Below are 18,882 nucleotides of genomic sequence, written 5' to 3' on the forward strand. Positions count from 1 at the left end.
ACCACTCGTCGTTAAAATCCGAACGGCTTCGCGTTTGAATTCTTCTGTAAATTCTCGCTGCTTCAATTCTAAGTCTCCTGTCAGTCTTGTCTAACAGAAGCCCTCCACTTTTGAAGGGGAAGTCCACCGTAGCGAAGACGCGGATGTGGGGAGTAGAGGGGGAACCCGAAGATCTGAAGCCCGAAGCGGTTGCTCCGGGTGTCGCCTTTCTGGCGTCGGAGGCTTGCACCGAAGGCGGCTGGATCTTGCGAGCCGCGAACGGGCAGTTCCATGCCACCCGCGCGGCTGAGGCCGAAGGGGTGGACTATCCGCGCGACCTCTGCGCCGTTCGGGCCGACACGCCGGCGGCAGTGGCGGCGGCATGGGACCGGATTGCCGTCATGGCGCGGGAGCCACGAGCATGACCGGTCAGATCAGGATTGCAACCGACACAAAGGCAATCATCGGCGAAAGCCCCGTCTGGAGCGCGCGGCGTCAGCGTCTGCTCTGGATCGATATCATGGGTGGACACCTCCACAGCTATGATCCGCTGAGTGGACAAGATACTGTTACCCTTGTTCCCACGCCTGCCGGACTTCTGGCGGAGGATCCCGAGGGTGAAATCGTTCTCGGCCTCGGTTGCGATCTCGCGCGTCTTGATGCGGATGGTGGAGTTACGCGGTTTGCACGTGCGCCCCAGGCCGATCCCGCCTTCCGGTTCAACGATGGCAAGTTCGACAGGCAGGGCCGCCTTTGGACCGGGTTGATGAACATGGAAGGAAAGAAGGGGAGCGGAATCCTCTATCGGTTCGATCCGGATGGAACATGGCATGTTGCGGACACCGGCTTCGATTTGCCCAACGGCTTGGAATGGAGCGAAGATGGCGAAACCCTCTATTTCACGGATTCGCACAAGGGCGAGATCTACGCCTATGATTTCGACCCCGCCACAGGCGAGATCGGCAACCGCCGCCTGTTCTTCGGTATGGACCCAAGGGATGGAAAGCCCGATGGCCTCACGCTGGACCGTGACGGCCACCTTCTCAGCGTTCTGTTCGATGGATCGGCCATCGCCCGCATCGAACCGCACGGCTCCCTCGAACGGCTGATCCCGCTGCCGGTGCCGCGTCCGACGAGTTGCGCCTTTGCGGGCGATGGCGCAGCCCTGTTCATCACCACTGCACGAGTGGGGCTGACCGAAGATCAGCTTTCCTGCGCGCCGCAATCGGGGGTGCTTTTCGAGATCGATTACGACATCGCAGCGCATCGAAGCCGTATTTCAGGATAATGCGAGGGGCCGCTTTTAAGCGCTAAACAGTCCGACGACCTGCGACCCCGTTCCCGCCGTTTAATACGCTCCTTTGAAATCCCAAAAGCCGACGTCGCGAACAAAACAATTGGGCGACCGATTTGGATGGAACGCAACATTTCGATCATGTCAGCGAGCCACTGCACGTCACCAACGATATCGCCAGGTGCGATGCACAAGTCCACTTCCGGGATGCCGGTCGGAAAAACATAAGCGCCCTGCAACCTCCCGGCCTGCGATAAAATCCCATGGGCGTAGTATCTGCAATCGTTACAGCTGCTGTGACCTTATTTATCGTCGGTAATCTCTCAGGCGTACTTCCAGATGCTCTCTGCTACGGTGAAATTGCGAGTAATTTAATCATGCAGTAGGGCAATGAAGTAAAAAAACCTGGACTCATCGTGGTTGTAGACCCACCTGTTGGGTGAAGTCTGAACCGGGAAGAGGTTTGAGTCGAGTACCGCCACAGCCTTCAAGCAGTTGTTCTTAGGAAGCGCATCTAATTTTTCCCCAAGCGATTCCAGAGTTTGCGCTCCGCTATAGGAGACGACAAAAAACCGTACACTTCCAGAGTGTGCATTCACCTGGAAAAAGCCAGTGGGGTCGGATTTCACCGGGTCAAGCTTATCGATCTCTGAAATGACTTGCTTCCATTGGGCAGAAAGATCGGATTTCACTGAGATCGCTGCAGAGACCATTTCCGCCAGATACAGTCGCTCGCCGCTCCCCGCTTGCGCAGGGAAGCTGATTGAGTGAAGCTTCGCAACGACAATGTCCAGCTGGCCCGATCTCCGACCTTCAGAGTCAGTTACGAAACCTCCCGCAAAGCGAAACGCTTTGGGATATGCGGCCTCGAGGTAGTTCCGAATGGAGACTTCACGCTCGTTCCCAATCACCTCATTTGGCGAACCACTTCCCGCTTTATGCGCCGCCAGAAGCCCATCCTTGACCGCCGACACTCTCGTGAAAAGCGGCTCAATCTTCCTCGGCATGCCAAGCTGAATAGTCTTACCCAAAGCACCCTCCCGCTTTGATCAAGTTGTTATCAGTTCGGGAGAAATTAAGCTCGTCAGCAAATCTTGTCGCCGCTTCCAATGCGCCGCCCACCTGTGGGGTAACATGCCGGTCCACGTCCGCTCAGCCGACACCGAAAACGTCAACTTTCTGATTTGGCCAGATAAAAGCTGCCAGTCTGGAAACCACCCCATTATGGTCGTTAGCAGCAAAAAAGCGGAGTGACCGCTTTGGAGTGCATGTGAATTGTACGGTAATGGCTGAAATTACGCGCAATGCGGTCATTCCTAAGCCTATAGGCTGAGCGATAAGAACCGCTTCTATTAATCATACTGTCTGATATTATGAGCTATAGAAGAGGATCCTGTTGCTCATGCTTGTAACTGGGCGCAGTCGGACTGGCCGAGTTTTCGCTATGACGCTGCGCCGCTTTACGCAGTGGAGCAGCAATTCCTGCTATCCGCTGGCGAAGTGATGGATGCGGTGCGCCATATCAATCCGGAACAGCGCGATCTTTTACGCATTGAATTGTTAAGTGATGAAGCGATCAAAACCAGCGCGTTCGAAGGCGAGACGCTGGACCGGCTCAGTGTGCAGTCGTCACTGCGGCGAGAGCTGGGCCTGGCGACTGACCGGCGGGCGCTGCAACCGCGTGAACATGGCATCGCGGAAATGTCGGTTGATGTCTTCGGTACATATGCCTTGCCACTTGACGAGGCGACCCTTTTTCGCTGGCATAAGTTGCCGATGGCTGGCAACCGGCATCTCGAAACCATCGGGGTCTACCGGACGCATACTGACGCCATGCAGATCGCCTCCGGACATCTGCACCGCCCCACGATGCATTTTGAAGCGCCACCATCCGACCAGATACCGGGTGAAATGGAGCGTTTTACTGCCTGGTTCAATGAGACAGCGCCCAATAGCACGTCTCCCCTCCCCGCGCTGACTCGCACAGCACTCAGCCACATCTGGCTTGAAAGCATTCATCCCTTTGAAGACGGCAACGGGCGTTTTGGCCGCGCACTGGCCAAAAAAGCCCTCGCCCAATCGCTGGGCCAGCCCAGTCTAATCCTATGGCTCGCGGGGGTCTATGCAACAGAAACATTGCGCTCCCGCACTCGTCGGCGACCCATCCTGGATTTCCCGCATTGGGGGAATTTATGCCAGTATCGCTTCCGCCATTCAGCATCGATGACACAAACTCGGTCGGGCAAAATAGCCAATAATTCGGAGAACTCTTGATCTGGCTTATCCAAAAAGTCAGATCCTGCCACTTCATCTATGCACAATGTGCATTGATCATGCGATAGTTGGCATTGGTCATTCTCAGTTATCCAAGGTTATGAATTTCCTCACATGAGAGGTGTGCTGCCGGGAGGATGAAGGCAGTTGCTCTCCATTCTTGGGAGGAAATAATGAGAGGACTGTTCAGTCAACTCTACATTCAGGTTTTGATCGGCATTGTTATCGGCTGCCTCATCGGCTTCTTCTGGCCTGACACAGCCACCTCATTGCAACCATTTGCGACAGGTTTCATCAAACTCATCAAGATGCTGCTCGCCCCGATTATTTTCGGAACGGTGGTCCTTGGTATCGCAAAAATGGGCAATGTTCACGAAGTGGGGCGCATTGGAACTGTTGCGCTCATCTATTTCGAGATCGCATCCACCATTGCTCTGGTGCTTGGCCTGATTGTCGTCAATCTGATGCAGCCGGGAGCGGGCATGAACATTGATGCCAGTCAGCTCGATGCATCATCGATTGCAGGTTATCAGAAGAGTGCAGCCGAACATGGCGGCGTCATTGATTTCTTTTTGGATATCATTCCGCAAACCATTGTCGGCGCTTTCGCTTCCGGCGCAATGTTGCAAGTCATTCTGATCGCACTTCTGTTCGGTATTGCCCTGGTACAGATCGGCGAGCGCGCGAAGCCTTTTGTCGATGTGATCGACGTGTCGCTGCAGGCACTTTTCCGTATCGTTGGAATGGTTATGAAGCTGGCGCCATTGGGCGCTGGCGCTGGCGTTGCATACACGATTGGCAAGCACGGTATCGGAACAATCTGGTCACTCGGCCACCTGATGCTCGCGGTCTATCTGACATCGATCCTTTTCGTGGTTCTCGTCGTCGGCACCGTCGCGCGCTGGACGGGCTTTCCGCTTCTTCAGTTCTTCCGATATTTCAAGGATGAGATTTTCATCACATTGGCGACCTGCTCAACAGAGGCGGTCCTGCCACGCATGATGACCAAGCTTGAACGTCTTGGCGTCAGCAAGCCAGTCGTCGGACTGGTGCTGCCAACTGGCTACGCTTTCAATGCTGATGGCACCTGTATCTATCTGACAATGGCCGCAATCTTTATCGCGCAGGCCACCAATACCGATCTTAGTCTCTGGGGTCAGTTAGGTATTCTCGGCATCCTGTTGCTCACTTCCAAAGGATCGGCAGGCGTGGCCGGTGCAGGCTTTGTCACGCTCGCCGCAACCCTTTCCACCTTCCACACCGTACCTGTAGCCGGGCTGGTCCTGCTTCTTGGTGTTGATCGCTTCATGAACGAAGCACGCGCTGTCGTGAACCTGATCGGAAATGGCGTTGCAACAATTGCGGTCGCCAAATGGGAAGGTGAGCTCGACATGGATACCGTACGCCAGGTCATCGCCGAACAGAAAGGCCAGACGCCGCGGAAAATAACCGCTCAGGCACTGCCGGAAGCCACTCATCAGCACGCTTAGTATAAAGAATTCAGTATAATAGGAGATAGATATCATGCGCATCATCGAAGTCCGTGAAGTCACCAAACCGATCTCTTCGCCGATCCGTAACGCGTATATCGACTTCAGCAAAATGACGGCAAGCCTCGTGGCAGTCGTTACTGATGTCGTTCGTGATGGCCGCCGGGTGGTGGGTTATGGTTTCAACTCAAATGGTCGCTATGGACAGGGCGGGCTCATTCGTGAGCGGTTCCGGGATCGTATTCTGCAGGCAGATCCTGAGAGCTTGGTCAACGATGCCGGGGATAATCTCGACCCACACAAGATCTGGGGGGCTATGATGGCCAATGAAAAGCCAGGCGGCCATGGCGAACGCTCGGTTGCAGTCGGTACAATCGACATGGCTGTTTGGGATGCGGTTGCAAAAATTGCTGGGAAGCCCCTTTTCCGCCTGCTCGCAGAAACCAAGGGTGTTGAGGCTAACCCGCGCGTGTTCGTTTATGCGGCTGGCGGATATTACTATCCGGGCAAAGACGATTCCGCTCTGCGCAAGGAAATGCGCAGCTATCTCGACCGTGGCTATAATGTCGTCAAAATGAAAATTGGCGGCGCATCTATCGAGGAAGACAAGCGCCGTATCGAAGCCGTTCTCGAAGAAATCGGATCAGAGGCCCGGCTGGCTGTTGATGCCAATGGTCGTTTCGATCTTGAAACCGGCATAGCCTATGCAAAGATGCTGCGTGATTATCCGCTGTTCTGGTACGAAGAAGTTGGCGATCCCCTCGATTACCAGCTTCAGGCCGCACTCTCCGAATTCTATCCCGGTGCGATGGCAACTGGCGAAAATCTGTTCTCCCATCAGGATGCGCGGAACCTGATCCGGTACGGTGGTATGCGCCCGGATCGCGACTGGCTACAATTTGATTGCGCGCTCTCTTATGGCCTTGTCGAATATCTTCGGACGCTTGACGTGCTCGACCAGCTGGGCTGGTCTCCTTCGCGCTGCATCCCTCATGGTGGCCATCAGATGTCTCTGAACATTGCAGCTGGACTCGGGCTGGGCGGCAATGAGAGCTATCCAGACCTCTTCCAGCCCTATGGCGGCTTCCCGGATGGTGTGAAAGTCGAAGACGGCCATATCGTCATGCCTGACATTCCTGGCATCGGCTTTGAAGGAAAATCAGACCTGATCAAGGTCATGCGAGAACTTGCAGAATAAGGTTGCATGGCGGGGTTTTACCCCGCCATTTTCGTTTGGCGTTCTCGAACACTCACGGGAGCCTGTTTCATACAGGGAGAGTTGGAGAACACAATTTTACAGTTTAATGGAGGAGGAACTGCACATGATGCGTTATGTAAAACATAAGGCCGTGCTGCTCACAGCAATTCTTTTGATAACCTTCCAAGCGTCAAACCAGGCCATGGCTGAGAACTATCCAAAGCCGGAAGAACACGATTACACGATCACAGGTTTTCGGTTCCATGATGGCAGCACCATGGATCTGAAAACGCATTATCTGACCATTGGCAACCCGGATGGCGAACCTGTATTGATTTTGCATGGGACCAATGGATCAGCCAGGAAAATGCTGAACAAGGGATTTGCAGAGGCGCTTTTTGGTCCAGGACAACCACTTGATGCCCAGAAGTATTTTCTAATTCTGCCAGATGCAATCGGTGCGGGAGGCTCGCAAAAGCCTTCCGATGGGTTGCGCATGAAATTTCCGCATTACAATTATGACGATATGGTTGAAGCGCAATACCGACTGGTCAAGGAAGGTCTTGGGCTCGATCACCTGCGTCTCATTCTGGGCCATTCAATGGGTGGGATGCATGTTTGGAACTGGGGTATCCGCTATCCGGATTTTGCGGATGCACTGGTTCCCATGGCGTCCCTTCCTGCACCGATGGCCGGACGAAACTGGATGATGCGCAGGATGTTGATTGATGCGATCACCACCGATCCAGCCTGGCAAAGCGGCAATTATCAGAAGCAGCCGGAAAATCTCCGCATCGCTTCTGTCTGGTATGATCTTGCAACGAATGGTGGAAATACCCGTCTCTGGCAAGCAGCCCCCACAAATGCGGAGGCCAACACCTTTGTGGACACCAAGCTGGCTGAGGCAAAAATCGCAGACGCAAATGACACACTCTATCAGTGGAGCGCCTCAAGGGATTTCGATCCATCAAAGGATCTTGAGAAAATCACCGCATATCTGTTTGCGATCAACGCAGCTGATGATGAGCGCAATCCGGAAGAGCTCGGCCTTCTGCAAGCTGCAGTTGATCGGATGCCACATGGTAGCTACCTTATAATTCCTGCGAGCAGTAAGACACGGGGACATGCGACAACCAGCAATGTGGCGGAGCTTTACGCAGAGAAGCTCAGCGAGTTTATGAGCCACGTTCCGACAAAATAGCGTTATATGGTTAGTCCACAATGTTGGAGCATTGTGGACTGGTTTTCATGAAAGTCTAGATTTCCTTGATCAGCGTATCCGCAATACGAACGCTGAGCGCCGCACCTGTCAGCGTTGGGTTTACACAAGAGGATGAAGGCATGACACTGGTACCCGCAATGAACATGTTGCGATGGTCATGGGTGCGGCAATTGCGATCAACCACAGAATTCTTCGGATCATCGCCCATGATCGTGGTTCCCATGATGTGCTGGCGGTTCTGCCATTTAACATCAGTGCTCAGGATTTCACCATCAAGCAGTCTGGCAATCTGATCGAAATCCTGCAACGCGCGGTCGCGGCCTGCATTCCAGTAGTCAGTCACGCTGTAATAGATCGACGGGACCGGAATACCAAGCGCATCGACCTTGTCCGTGCTTGGGAGGACACGGTTTTCAGCCAGAGGCAGCGTTTCAAAATCTACTGCCCAATTGAGCGATCGTGCCGACTGGCGACGAATTTCCGCATCAAGCTTCGAGCCGAGAAGCCCCTTTTTCAAAAGGCTCGCGGTCGTCTGACCCGTCGGAACAGTATTACGAACCTTGATCTTGTAGCTTGGATAAGCCTTGCGGAATGCGCCGTCACGCTGATTGAGATAAACAAGAAGCTGGGTTGGGCCTTCGCCCGGCCAGAAATCTTCTTTCGCCAGCACATTCATGCTGATGCCGGTATGATCCATCAGGTTACGACCAACCTGATCGGAAGAATTGGCAATACCGTTCGGAAAACGGTCAGACCTTGAAAGAAGCATGATCTTTGGCGATTCAATGCCGTAAGCAGCGATCACGAAATAACGTGCGGTGAGCTTATGCTCCGAACCATCCGGGCGCTTATACCAGATCGCGGTAATCTTGCCGCTATCATCTGCATCAATCTTATAGACAACTGAATTGTCCTGAATGATCGCGCCATGACGCTCCGCTTGGTCGATATGCATCGAGCCGTCATATTTCGCGGCAATCGGGCAAACCGGGTTGCAATTGTTGTTACCGCCACAGGCCGGACGCTGGCCATAAGGTCGCGTTGCGCGGCCATTCGGCTCGAGGATCGGGTTAAAGCCGCCCTTTGAAAGCTTTTCGGAAAGCTGATTGAACATGTAACTCGGCTTGAGGCCACGCATCGGATAAGGAATCGAACGCGGTGGATAGGCGCTGCCGCCCTGCCCGCTTTCATCCTGGCCATCGACGCCACTGACACCCAGCTCTGTTTCAGCGCGGGCGTAAAATGGTTCGAGTTCATCATAGCTCACCGGCCAATCGCGACCATGGCCATAAAGCGACTTCAGGCGGAAGTCGTTCGGGATCATACGCCAGAGCGACGAGCCGAAGTGCCATGTCGTACCACCCACGACGCGCAAATATGAGGTGTTATACTTAACCGGACCAACCTGCTGCAGATAATCACCATAGGTAGATGGTGCGTGAGGAAGGCTCGGAAACGGCGAACCTGCGCCCTGCAACTTTGCATTTGCAAGTGAAAGCTTTACTGGAGCATTGCGGAAAGTCTCAACAATATCGCGACGATCGACACGTGGGCCCGCTTCCAGCACGATCACTTTCTTGCCAGCTTTTGCAAGGCTGCTGGCAATGATCCCACCCATTACGCCCGAACCGATGACGATCAGATCCGCATCATATGCGTTGTTTGCCATTATTCTCTTCCTGTCAAAGCTTGGTGTCAGGTTTCGGACCCCAGGCGTCTGGGCCAGGTCCATAGGTCGGGATCGCCAGAATGCCGCGCGTCGGGCGGTACATCAGCGCTTCTCCATATGCGATAAGCTCTGCATCTTCCGGCTCACCGACCACGCCGAGATACCAGGCCGACACAATCTTGGTTGCGGTCTCCATCAGCTTCGGATCAATGGAAGGCAGCGCAAGAAAAGCATCCATATTGGCAACATTGCTCTGCTTGATGACCGAACCGAGCGCATTCATCTGCGCGACGAGATCGGGATTCCTTTTCTGCAAAGCCGCGAAATAGCGGCTGCCCAGCACCGGATCGAGATCGTGACCGGTCAGAAACGTCGAAAGCTGCATGAAGTCCTGCTGCGTCGCGTCTGCGGCTGCCGCAGGCAGTGGGCCAGCGAGAGCGGCCATTGCGCCAAGCGCTGCAAGGGCAACCGTTCCGCGCAACAGGGACCGGCGAGAGATTTGACGGGGGAAAGCGGTGTCCAGAAAATTATCGACTGGCATTATTGGTCTCCTGCGGGAGGGCTCAATGCTATGGGCAAATGAAGAAACAAGCTGATCAGGCGCGCACTGCACGCCTGCGGCGACGAAGCAGCCAGACAATCAGCGCGATCAGGATCAAAATGCCGACTACGATTGCTGGTGCTGCAAATGGGGCGAGCTTGGCAATCAGCGGCTTCGGTCCACCTTCGCGGATCAGTTTGACGTCCGCGGGCGTCACTTTGACATCCGGATTGCCGTATTGCGCCAGCACATAATTGCTGACATCGGCAATATCCTGATCGGAAAGCTGATCCGTGTAGAAGGCATCTGCTCCGAAGCCCGGCATGAATGCCGTTTCCCCGTCGACTGTACGATTGACACCAAATATGATTGCAGAAAGCAAATTATCGGAACGATCAGCACCCGTAACCGTGTTGTGGAACAGCGACGGATAATGCTTGTTGCCTTCACCATTGATCTGATGGCAGTTCGCACAGACGCCACTGAAAATTCGGAAGCCACTTTCATTGGGTTGTTGCCCCGGAAGGCCGCGCAGCGCATATTCTGTCACTGATGGCTTGCCAAACTTGTCGCGCGGAGTTTTGTCGCCGGAAGAAACCGCCACCACATCCTTGACGTAAACTGCAATCGCTTTGAGATCGTCATCGCTCAGATGCTGGAGGCTGTGTTCAATGGCTTCTGCCATCGGACCCGCGGCCTGTGCCTTGCCCGCTACATGGCCTGTGCGCAGATATTGGACCAGTTCGTCCTGCGACCACTCACCAATACCACTGACAGGATCAGAGGTGATGTTGGGCGCATACCAGGAACCGAGCGAACCACCGGAAAGTGCTTGGCTCGCCTGCTCGGCCATCAGATGATTGCGTGGTGTATGACAGGTGCTGCAATGGGCCAGCGCTTCGGAGAGATAGGCACCACGGTTCCACTCCTGCGACTTGTTGGAATCCGGCATGAAACGGGTCTTATCAAGGAAAAGAAGGTTCCATGCCGCCATCGAGGTCCGTACGCTGAACGGGAACGGAAGTTCAGTCTTCTGCGGCTGATGATCAACCGGCTTCACCGCATGCATGAAATAGGCATAAAGCGCTTTCACATCCTCGTCCGTCATCTTCGCATAGGCGGTGTAAGGCATGGCCGGATAAAGATGCGACCCGTCTTTCGCCACACCGTCACGAACTGCATGTGCAAATTCTTCTGCGGTGTAATTGCCGATGCCATCAGCCTTTGACGGCGTGATGTTTGTCGAGAAAATCGTGCCGAGAGGTGAAGCGATCCCATAACCGCCTGCGAATGGCAGACCACCGTGAGGTGCGGTGTGGCAGGCTGCACAATCTGATGCGGTGGCAATATAACGGCCCTTGGCAATGAGTTCCGCCGAAGGCTCATCAGCCATCGCAACTGATCCGAGTGCCATAATGGAAATGGCTGTTGCGCCGAGGCGTGCTTTCCATGAAGGACGGGGTGCAACGCAATGTTGCTGGAACCTGCCTGATTGCGACATTCTAAACAAGCTTTCATGAAGCATGAACAATTCAATGCAAGCCGACAGGCGTTTTCTTTCAAAAAAACAGCCTGCCGGCCTCGCTCGAAACGGTCAAAGCATAACAATTCAAGAATCGGGATTTCTTGAATGATCCTATTCTCTTCAATAATTCAGAGAGTTGTATATGCCGGGTCCCGCGACTTGGTTTTTGGAATAGCTCTAAGTGACTGGATAAGAAAATCAGTCTTTGCTAAAATCTGCTTTCATCCTTTGTGAAAGCGTGACACATGAAATTCGACCTCATTGATCTGCGCATCTTCGTGTCTGCCATTGAGGGCGGTAGCCTGACGGCTGCTGCCGGCCAAAACAATATTGTGGTCGCTGCTGTCAGTGCGCGCCTCAAGAAACTCGAAGAGTCCTTTAATCTCAAACTGTTCGAAAGAACTGGTCGCGGTATTCGCCCAACGCTGGCAGGCGAAATCTTTGCGCGAAATGCGCGCAAGCTCATCGATGATGCGCGCCGGGCACAGACCGCACTTGATGAGTTTGCCGACGGGCGTGGTGGCCACGTAAGGCTATTGTCGAACACGAATATGTTAGCGGAACATATCCCGCATGCGCTGGGGACATTTCTTGCGGCAAACCCCGATGTGACGGTGAGCGTCGAGGATAAGCCCAGTCTGGAAGTGGTGAGTTTGCTGAGGAACGGGGAAGCAGACATTGGCATTGTCGCATCTTCTGCGGACATGAGCGGCCTGGAAAGGTGGCGTTTTGTGCCCGACAGGCTGGTTCTCGTCACGCCGCGCGAGCATCCGCTCGCGGCATCGCCGGTGAATTATTCGAGAATCCTCAATTTCAAACTGATTGGTCTACCCAAGCAGACAGCCCTGATGCAGTTCATGAACAGGCTTGCCAATGAACTCGGCCGCGCGGTTGATTACCGAACCCGCGCAGAGAATTTTGAAAGCGTTTGTCAGATGGTTGAATGCGGCGCAGGCATCGCAGTCGTCCCTCAAACGGCAGCGCTCCGCTACCGCCGCTATATGGCTATCAACATTGTAGAAATTGACGAAAACTGGGCCGATCGTGAGCTCTACCTTTGCGTCAGAAACGAATTGCAACTCCCTGCTTATACAGCAAATCTGCTTGACCACCTTCGTGGCTATACGCAAGCAGCGACCTGATTTTTCATTTCACTAGAATAAGCGCGGTAAATCCGCAAAATTGCGACGATTAAGCGAGCTTTTATTCGCTGCGGACCCCATCATCGCTGTCAAGCTTAGCTGATCTCCATAATGGGCAAAGTTCAAATAAGAACTCGAACGCCGGACACAAAGGCTCGTATCGGTAAGACTCGATGGAGGGCGCCTGATCGGTCGCGTCGAGGCGCTCGGTTACAGCAAAGTTCATCCGAGTTCGATGATCGGCAGCCCTGCATGTCAGCAATAACTTGTGGCGGCGGTTGTTGAGCCATTTCAGCGGCACGTCGTGTTCAAGGGTAAACCACGTCCTCTGGCAGTGTTATGTGAGTGCCGCCTGTCGCGTATGTTGGCTTGGTTATCTTTGTCGTGAAACACGCTGAACGACCCTGCGGGAACAGACTCGGCAGAAAGAGGTCAACTTTGGCTGCGCTTCGTTTTGTCATGCAAGATCATTCCAACCAGCATCGCGATGAGAAAAAGGGCCGTCTGCGGCAGTCCAAGTGACAACGACGCGATGGCTGGACCAGGACAGAAACCACCGATACCCCAGCCCAGACCGAACAGCGCAGAGCCGATGATCAACGGCATATCAATGCGCTGATTGCTGGGGATTTCGAAGTTCTCGGCAAAGACCGGACGTGGCATGAGCTTGGTGAGCCGCACGCCAAGTGTTGCCACCGTGACAGCACCACCCAAAACAAAAGCAAGGCGTGGATCCCATGCGCCAAAAATGTCGAGAAAGCCTTGGACATTGATTGGGTTCAGCATTCCGGACAAACACAGACCGAAGCCAAAAACTGTCCCCGCAACAAGGGCAACGCAGAACTCATACACTTTCGGGATCATAGGCCCATCCCCCTTAGCACAGTCACGGCAATCACTCCGGTTGTGAGGAAAGTCGCGACTGCGACCATAGAGCGTCGCGACAGGCGAGCCAGCCCCACCACGCCATGGCCACTTGTGCAGCCCGAACCCATGCGTGAGCCGAAACCGACAAGCAAACCCGCGACGACAATCAGTGGCCAGCCAGTAGTAATCTGAATCAGCGGCCAATCACCGTAGATCATCAGATAAGCAATCGGGCCAAGAATAAGTCCTGTCAGGAAGGCGAGATTAATCCACACGAACCTCCCCTGTATCAGGCTTCCAACCAGGCCGCTAATCCCTGCTATCCTGCCATTGAGGATAAGCAACATCGCTGCGGACGTTCCAATCAGCATCCCTCCAATGAGCGATGAAAGGTAAATGTTCATGTTTCTGTCTCCACGCAGAAAATACCATGAAGAGCATTCACCAGTTGGGCCGCCTTGTCTTCCGTCAGGCTGTAAAAAATCTGCTTCCCCTCCCGCCTCGTTTCGACAATTCCCGAACCGCGCAAAACTTTCAGGTGCTGCGATAGATGCGGTTGATGGACATCCAGTTTCTCTTCAAGCTCGCCCACGGAATAGTCGCTATCCACCAGGCTACAAACGATCATCAAACGCGCTGGATGCGACAGTGTCCTGAGCAAGCCTGCCACCTCGCCCGCGCGCAACGACAGTTCTGTAGAAGATAATCCGGCTCTCATCTCTGCCATCCTGTTCACGGTCTTTCCCTTGCGCTCCCTGCCAACGCATCCAGGGGGAACTTGAGGTAGCGTTTCCCGTTGCCTTCCGGCTCGGGTAGTCGCCCGCCGCGTATGTTCACCTGCAAAGCATGTAGGATGAGCTTTGGCATTGGTAACGTCTTATCCCGCTTGGTTCGTAACGTTACGAAGTCTTCTTGCGTAAGGCCGACAAGATGAGGATTGTTCGTTCTCTGCTCGGCTACTGTACTTTCCCAGCGCGGGGCGCGACCGCCCGGCTGGTAATCATGACCGGTGAATATCCGCGTCTCGTCAGGAAGTGAGAGGATGTCCTGGATCGACTTCCACAGAGCTGCTGCATCGCCGCCGGGAAAGTCGGCGCGTGCCGTCCCACTGTCGGGCATGAAGAGTGTGTCATGCACAAAGGCGGCATCTCCGATCAAGTAAGTGATCGAAGCGAGCGTATGCCCGGGCGAAAACAGCACCCTGGCATCAATGGAACCGATCTTGAATGTCTCACCATCGGCAAAAAGGCAATCCCACTGCGCGCCATCTGTGACAAGTTCGGGCCAGTTATATATCCCCTTCCAGAGCTTTTGAACCTCAATCACATGCTCGCCTATCGCAGTTCTCGCACCGGTTTTCTCCTTCAGATAATGGGCTGCGGAAAAATGGTCCGCATGCGGATGGGTGTCGAGAATCCATTCGACGGTGAGGCTGTTATCGCGGACGTAATCGAGAATTGCGTCTGCATTGATCGTCGCTGTGCTCCCCGATTTTTCATCAAAGTCGAGAACCGCATCTACAATTGCGCACATGCCCGTTGCGGGATCCCAAACGACATATTGAACGCTGGAGGTTTGCTTGTCGAAAAACCCTTTTACGTGCGGGCGACGATGGGCGAAGCGTTCAAGCCATTCTGAAGCGGGATTTGTATCAAAGCCGAGCTGATGGCCAAATGGCACAACGTCCTCAACAGACATGCGACCGTCCAGTACCTCGCCTATAAGATGCAGGCTGAGCGAACGCGATCCTGTTTTGCAATGCGCGAGCACGGGACCGTCAGATTTTCTCACTGCATTCTGAAACGCACGGACATCTGCTTCGGTGATCGAATTCATTGGAACCGGAATAAACGCATAGGAAAGACCACCTTTTTGCGCCGCATCGCATTCAGCCTGATTTCCAGGCTGGTCCACCTCTTCATGATCGGGACGGTTGTTGATCAGCGTTTTAAAGCCGTAGCGTTCGAGTCTATCGAGTTCTTCCCGATCTGGCTGCGAAGATACCGACAGTTTCTCGGATATTTTGGTAATCGGCATGTCTGCCTCCCGCGATAACAATATACATTATAGTATATTATATATTGATATCGACTTCAACCCTGCATCGAGAAAGCAAACCTTCAAAACCTACCTCGAATCCCAACCAACAGCGAGCGTCGCCGTTTCGTCTTGAGAAACGGACGTCAAGCTTGGTGGAAAGATCTGGGCGGATCTTGCCGCACGAAAAAGTGACACCATCGTCATTGTCCGCCCAACAGGCTTCATTTTGTGATAGAGACATCCAGCGGTGATGAAAGGCGGCGGTGTTGAAAGAGTGACGGCGGACGGCGCGTCGTTTTACGCACCAACCACGCCCTCCAAGGCGTCGCATGCAATGGTATCCGCAGCGCATAAATCGTCAAACCGAGTTTTCGGCTCTCGAGGCCGAGAGCTGTGATCGCTATCCCCAGCTGACCACTCTTCGTAGTGATCGAATGCATCGCAGGCAAGCTGTTAAAGACTTGTGAAACGGCCTGGGAGGTCGGCTGCCCACTGCTTCGGAAGAAAGAAATAAGCGATGAGAAAGACAATTCATCCACCGCGCAGCGCGCACAAGCGCTGCAGCCCAGTCAAAATGAAATTGGTCGCGCTGTCCGCCGGACTGGCGCTAGGCACTCTTCCCGTGCATGCTGCTTCAACACGAGAACTCGACATTCGGCCACGCCAGCAGTGGGAAGCGAATTATGGCTATTGCGGTGAAGTTTCATTGATCAGTGCCGGCCTCTATTATGGCCAGTACATATCACAATACGATATGCGTGCTGTCGCAAGCCCCAACATCGATCAGTCGCGCGAGGACAGCCAACTGCTCCTTGGCGTCAATGCGGAACAAGCTGCCGCGCGTTTACACCTGAAAGCCACGAGCTGGAAGAGACGTGGCGGTAGCGTGGACGGGTTCCTGACATGGGTCAAGGCGAACGTGCTGAATGGCTATCCCGTGACCATTGGCGTCTATTACAACTACGGGATTTTTGACAATGACACCGCGCGATTAGCGGGAAATAAAGAATATGATCATATCGTGCCCGTCACAGGCATCCGGTCTTCCAAGCCATTGGAAGGCAATGCCCTCTATCACCCTGATGACGTCCTTATATTCAGCGACAACGGTCTATGGGCACCGAATGGGCGTCCTAAATACACCTATCGCTACAGTTTCAAGGAAATCCAGGCCAGCCGACTAGAGGCGAACTCCGGAGCGCATCCAGACTATTCTCTTGCCCGCTCAGGCGGAAATTATGGCATTGCAGTAACCGGTATCATTGACCGGGACGGAGAGACATTGCCGGTGAGGCTGCAGACAAGCATCGCCAGCGAGGCGCCCGCCATGGAAGAGGGTTCGAGTAAGCGGCCAGCCTCCAGTCCGATAACGATCACGGCGACGGTCTCTCGCTTGAAGCCCGGAACATCCTACAAGCTCTACCGGTATGACACGCTGCAAGCGGTGCCCGAAGAGAGCTTCAACGGCAACGCCGCGAAGGCTGCTAAGATGTGGTCGATCAAGATCGCCAGCGGATCAACCTACAGCGTAAAGGAGACGATCCGCTCATCCGCTATCGCCGTTTACAGAGCCGTTCCGGTTACCGCGCCATAATAGCAGACTGCAGCGACTAAGAGCTTGGCCACCACTTCGAAAATCGAGGTCCCCGCTCTCGATTACCGACATCTATCAGCCTATCCCACTGGCATCCATGCGCGCTCGCAAAACAATGAGAAGCGGGCTTATACTCCCGGCCGATGGTTCGATAGGACGGATCCATACAGACTGAACCTGTTGCATGGGCCACAATATCAGAGCGGCAGTGCGTAGAAGTGACGGGGGGCAGCACTTTGCGGAAAAGACCCTTTTTTAATCAGGAATTCTGCAGCAAACCAGCATAAGTACCCTTGAGAGCCAAAAGCTGTTCATGATTACCCTGTTCGACTATTCGCCCTGCGTTCATGACCACAATTATGTCAGCGTGACGTATAGTGGATAATCGATGGGCAATCGTAATGGTGGTGCGTCCCTTCGACATGCGTTCCAAAGCCTCTGACATTGCACGTTCCGTGCGGGTATCAAGTGCACTTGTTGCCTCATCAAGCAATAGTATCGGTGCGTTTCGGAGAATGGTTCTGGCTAAAGCCAGACGTTGCTTTTCTCCGCCGGAGAATCGATAGCCATCTTCCCCCACGATCGTGTCGTAACCTTCAGGTAGATTGATAATATGATCATGGATCTGGGCGGTCTCAGCCGCAGCATAAAGTTCCTCATCGGTTGCTTCAGGTTTGGCGAAACGCAAGTTTTCTGCCACTGAAGCGTGCAGCAGGTAAGGATCCTGAGAGACCACCCCTAACATTTCTGATAGGGATAGGAAGCTAAGATCCCGCAAATCAACACCATCAAACCGGATTGCACCACTGTCGACATCATAGAGCCTGGCTAGCAGATATCCGAGTGTTGTCTTTCCAGAGCCGGTCTGTCCAACAATCGCGACATTGCTCCCTGCTTTGATGGTAAGACTGACGTCGTGCAAAGCTGAACGGCCTCCCTCGTCATAATTGAAGCTGACATGCTCCAGTTCCACTTCCCCCCTCATATCAGTAGGAGGGATGGTTACGGCCGTTCTACGTTCGGTGATTTCCACTGGCTTGTCCAAATACTCGAATATTCGCGCGAACAATGCCCGCGTCTTCCGCGCATCACGACCAAGTTCAAGTAATTGCTCAAACGGCCATAACAACTGCTCTTGAAGCGCGATCATAGCCACGAGTGTACCTATCGTTGCCGGACTCCCTGTATGCATTAACAGTCCCCCTGCAAGTAAAGTGAATGCTGGCAAAGCAGCGAGCGCAAAGCCGATCAAAGACCACTGCCATTCACCCGCCGTTCGTGATTTCACCTCAAGCTGCGCCAGATCTCCTGAAATGCGGCTAAATCGTTGATTGAGATGCTTTGCACGGCCCATGGTACGCGCGAGAATGATTCCAGAGGCTGACAGTGTTTCCTGTACTGCGACCGACAGATCGGCAGCCCGCCCCTGTTGTTGAAAAGTGATAGCTTCGCGTGCCCGGGCAACACGAGCGCTTATGAGGAGTGTCCCCGGCACGATGAGCAGCACAAGGAGCGCCAGTCTCCAGTCGAGAATGAGAATGGCTATTGACGTCATAATGACAGAACTGAGTGAGCGCCCAAGTTCATTCGCCGTATCGCTCACAAGCGATTGCAGACCGTCAACGTCACTGGCGATCCGCGACTGCACTTCTCCTACACGGGTACCGGTGAAAAACCGAAGTGACAGATTCTGGAGATGCGCGTATAAGGTAACCCTCAGATCGTGTAAAACAGCTTGTCCGATGCGTGAACTTAAAACGACCTGCCATGCTCCGATGATGGCTGACAGAAGCGCCACAAAGATCATGCCCGCGACAAGCCAGAATAAAAGATTGAGGTCATTTCTCGGCAGGGCCTCATCAATAATCGCCCGTAAAAGGAAGGGCCCGGCTAACCCGGTCGCTGAAGCAATCAACATCAGCACAATAACGACCGCGATTCTGTTCCGGTATGGCTTGAACAGTGCCAGCACACGCCGCAATGAGACATGGCGCGTGGCGAGACTATCATAGTCGTCGCAGTGAGCGGCCTTTGATGACATTGGTTC

General features: G+C 53.9%; 16 protein-coding genes. 7 read left to right on the top strand and 9 right to left on the bottom strand.

The features are described from left to right. The first annotated feature begins 400 nt into the window (after nt 1-400). On the top strand, nt 401-1,267 hold the full coding sequence (locus tag ABWV94_RS21430) for an SMP-30/gluconolactonase/LRE family protein (RefSeq protein WP_353415283.1): 867 nt from the start codon (nt 401-403) through the stop codon (nt 1,265-1,267). Nucleotides 1,268-1,644: 377 nt separating this feature from the next. Here ABWV94_RS21430 and ABWV94_RS21435 read toward each other — a convergent pair whose 3' ends face one another. Further along, a complete protein-coding gene (locus ABWV94_RS21435; RefSeq protein WP_353415284.1) occupies nt 1,645-2,304 on the bottom strand; it encodes a DUF6602 domain-containing protein in 660 nt (219 codons plus the stop codon). A 349-nt stretch (nt 2,305-2,653) separates the two neighbouring features. Between ABWV94_RS21435 and ABWV94_RS21440 the strand changes: the two genes are divergently transcribed. From ABWV94_RS21440 to ABWV94_RS21455, 4 genes are all read left to right on the top strand, one after another. Beyond that, a complete protein-coding gene (locus ABWV94_RS21440; RefSeq protein WP_353415330.1) occupies nt 2,654-3,547 on the top strand; it encodes a Fic family protein in 894 nt (297 codons plus the stop codon). A 173-nt stretch (nt 3,548-3,720) separates the two neighbouring features. Next, entirely contained in the window at nt 3,721-5,037 is a 1,317-nt protein-coding gene (gene dctA / locus ABWV94_RS21445; protein WP_079210893.1) for a C4-dicarboxylate transporter DctA, read from the top strand. 34 nt (nt 5,038-5,071) lie between these two features. Beyond that, complete coding sequence (locus ABWV94_RS21450; RefSeq protein ID WP_353415285.1) at nt 5,072-6,235, top strand: mandelate racemase/muconate lactonizing enzyme family protein; 1,164 nt, start codon at nt 5,072-5,074, stop codon at nt 6,233-6,235. Between the two features lie 124 nt (nt 6,236-6,359). Next, nucleotides 6,360-7,436, top strand: coding sequence for an alpha/beta fold hydrolase (locus tag ABWV94_RS21455; RefSeq protein ID WP_502905206.1), 1,077 nt, complete (start codon nt 6,360-6,362; stop codon nt 7,434-7,436). 55 nt (nt 7,437-7,491) lie between these two features. Here the strand turns inward: ABWV94_RS21455 and ABWV94_RS21460 are convergent, their stop codons facing one another. The 3 genes from ABWV94_RS21460 to ABWV94_RS21470 are packed head-to-tail and all read right to left on the bottom strand — an operon-like array spanning nt 7,492 to nt 11,060. Continuing rightward, entirely contained in the window at nt 7,492-9,126 is a 1,635-nt protein-coding gene (locus ABWV94_RS21460; protein ID WP_113499385.1) for a GMC family oxidoreductase, read from the bottom strand. Between the two features lie 13 nt (nt 9,127-9,139). Next, entirely contained in the window at nt 9,140-9,667 is a 528-nt protein-coding gene (locus ABWV94_RS21465; RefSeq protein ID WP_079210897.1) for a sugar dehydrogenase complex small subunit, read from the bottom strand. Nucleotides 9,668-9,722: 55 nt separating this feature from the next. Beyond that, complete coding sequence (locus ABWV94_RS21470) at nt 9,723-11,060, bottom strand: c-type cytochrome (RefSeq protein WP_353415286.1); 1,338 nt, start codon at nt 11,058-11,060, stop codon at nt 9,723-9,725. 377 nt (nt 11,061-11,437) lie between these two features. Here ABWV94_RS21470 and ABWV94_RS21475 point away from each other — a divergent pair, with 377 nt between their 5' ends. After that, nucleotides 11,438-12,334: a LysR family transcriptional regulator gene (locus tag ABWV94_RS21475; protein ID WP_353415287.1), complete on the top strand. Its 897-nt coding sequence runs from the start codon at nt 11,438-11,440 to the stop codon at nt 12,332-12,334. A gap of 432 nt (nt 12,335-12,766) precedes the next feature. Here the strand turns inward: ABWV94_RS21475 and ABWV94_RS21480 are convergent, their stop codons facing one another. From ABWV94_RS21480 to blh, 4 genes are read right to left on the bottom strand one after another with little or no spacing between them, the layout of a single operon-like run. Then, a complete protein-coding gene (locus tag ABWV94_RS21480; RefSeq protein ID WP_353415288.1) occupies nt 12,767-13,198 on the bottom strand; it encodes a DUF6691 family protein in 432 nt (143 codons plus the stop codon). Continuing rightward, the gene (locus tag ABWV94_RS21485; protein ID WP_353415289.1) at nt 13,195-13,605 is read right to left on the bottom strand and encodes a YeeE/YedE family protein; all 411 of its coding nucleotides are present in this window, start codon (nt 13,603-13,605) and stop codon (nt 13,195-13,197) included. Before ABWV94_RS21485 ends, ABWV94_RS21480 begins: the two co-directional genes overlap by 4 nt. Then, complete coding sequence (gene bigR / locus ABWV94_RS21490; protein WP_079211292.1) at nt 13,602-13,928, bottom strand: sulfite-sensing transcriptional repressor BigR; 327 nt, start codon at nt 13,926-13,928, stop codon at nt 13,602-13,604. The genes ABWV94_RS21485 and bigR overlap by 4 nt, the downstream gene beginning before the upstream one ends. 5 nt (nt 13,929-13,933) lie before the next feature. Next, nucleotides 13,934-15,238: a bifunctional sulfur transferase/dioxygenase Blh gene (gene blh, locus ABWV94_RS21495; protein WP_353415290.1), complete on the bottom strand. Its 1,305-nt coding sequence runs from the start codon at nt 15,236-15,238 to the stop codon at nt 13,934-13,936. 520 nt (nt 15,239-15,758) lie between these two features. Between blh and ABWV94_RS21500 the strand changes: the two genes are divergently transcribed. Beyond that, nucleotides 15,759-16,835, top strand: a complete 1,077-nt coding sequence (locus ABWV94_RS21500; protein WP_353415291.1) for a hypothetical protein — start codon at nt 15,759-15,761, stop codon at nt 16,833-16,835. 259 nt (nt 16,836-17,094) lie between these two features. Here the strand turns inward: ABWV94_RS21500 and ABWV94_RS21505 are convergent, their stop codons facing one another. Then, nucleotides 17,095-18,876 carry an ABC transporter ATP-binding protein gene (locus ABWV94_RS21505; protein WP_353415292.1) on the bottom strand — a complete coding sequence of 594 codons (1,782 nt, stop codon included), beginning with the start codon at nt 18,874-18,876 and terminating at the stop codon, nt 17,095-17,097. Between the last annotated feature and the right edge of the window lie 6 nt (nt 18,877-18,882).

Origin of the sequence: Brucella sp. NBRC 12953, assembly GCF_040369775.1 — a bacterium.
Lineage (GTDB): Bacteria > Pseudomonadota > Alphaproteobacteria > Rhizobiales > Rhizobiaceae > Brucella > Brucella pseudogrignonensis.

What these genes read in the sequence shown, in the direction of transcription:
- ABWV94_RS21475 (WP_353415287.1), top strand. Translation starts at nt 11,438, where the DNA reads ATGAAATTCGACCTCATTGATCTGCGCATCTTCGTGTCTGCCATTGAG.
- ABWV94_RS21460 (WP_113499385.1), bottom strand. Translation starts at nt 9,126, where the DNA reads ATGGCAAACAACGCATATGATGCGGATCTGATCGTCATCGGTTCGGGC.
- dctA (WP_079210893.1), top strand. Translation starts at nt 3,721, where the DNA reads ATGAGAGGACTGTTCAGTCAACTCTACATTCAGGTTTTGATCGGCATT.
- ABWV94_RS21480 (WP_353415288.1), bottom strand. Translation starts at nt 13,198, where the DNA reads ATGATCCCGAAAGTGTATGAGTTCTGCGTTGCCCTTGTTGCGGGGACA.
- ABWV94_RS21500 (WP_353415291.1), top strand. Translation starts at nt 15,759, where the DNA reads ATGAGAAAGACAATTCATCCACCGCGCAGCGCGCACAAGCGCTGCAGC.
- ABWV94_RS21455 (WP_502905206.1), top strand. Translation starts at nt 6,360, where the DNA reads ATGATGCGTTATGTAAAACATAAGGCCGTGCTGCTCACAGCAATTCTT.
- ABWV94_RS21470 (WP_353415286.1), bottom strand. Translation starts at nt 11,060, where the DNA reads ATGGCTGATGAGCCTTCGGCGGAACTCATTGCCAAGGGCCGTTATATT.
- ABWV94_RS21485 (WP_353415289.1), bottom strand. Translation starts at nt 13,605, where the DNA reads ATGAACATTTACCTTTCATCGCTCATTGGAGGGATGCTGATTGGAACG.
- blh (WP_353415290.1), bottom strand. Translation starts at nt 15,238, where the DNA reads ATGCCGATTACCAAAATATCCGAGAAACTGTCGGTATCTTCGCAGCCA.
- ABWV94_RS21505 (WP_353415292.1), bottom strand. Translation starts at nt 18,876, where the DNA reads ATGTCATCAAAGGCCGCTCACTGCGACGACTATGATAGTCTCGCCACG.
- ABWV94_RS21450 (WP_353415285.1), top strand. Translation starts at nt 5,072, where the DNA reads ATGCGCATCATCGAAGTCCGTGAAGTCACCAAACCGATCTCTTCGCCG.
- ABWV94_RS21430 (WP_353415283.1), top strand. Translation starts at nt 401, where the DNA reads ATGACCGGTCAGATCAGGATTGCAACCGACACAAAGGCAATCATCGGC.
- ABWV94_RS21465 (WP_079210897.1), bottom strand. Translation starts at nt 9,667, where the DNA reads ATGCCAGTCGATAATTTTCTGGACACCGCTTTCCCCCGTCAAATCTCT.
- bigR (WP_079211292.1), bottom strand. Translation starts at nt 13,928, where the DNA reads ATGGCAGAGATGAGAGCCGGATTATCTTCTACAGAACTGTCGTTGCGC.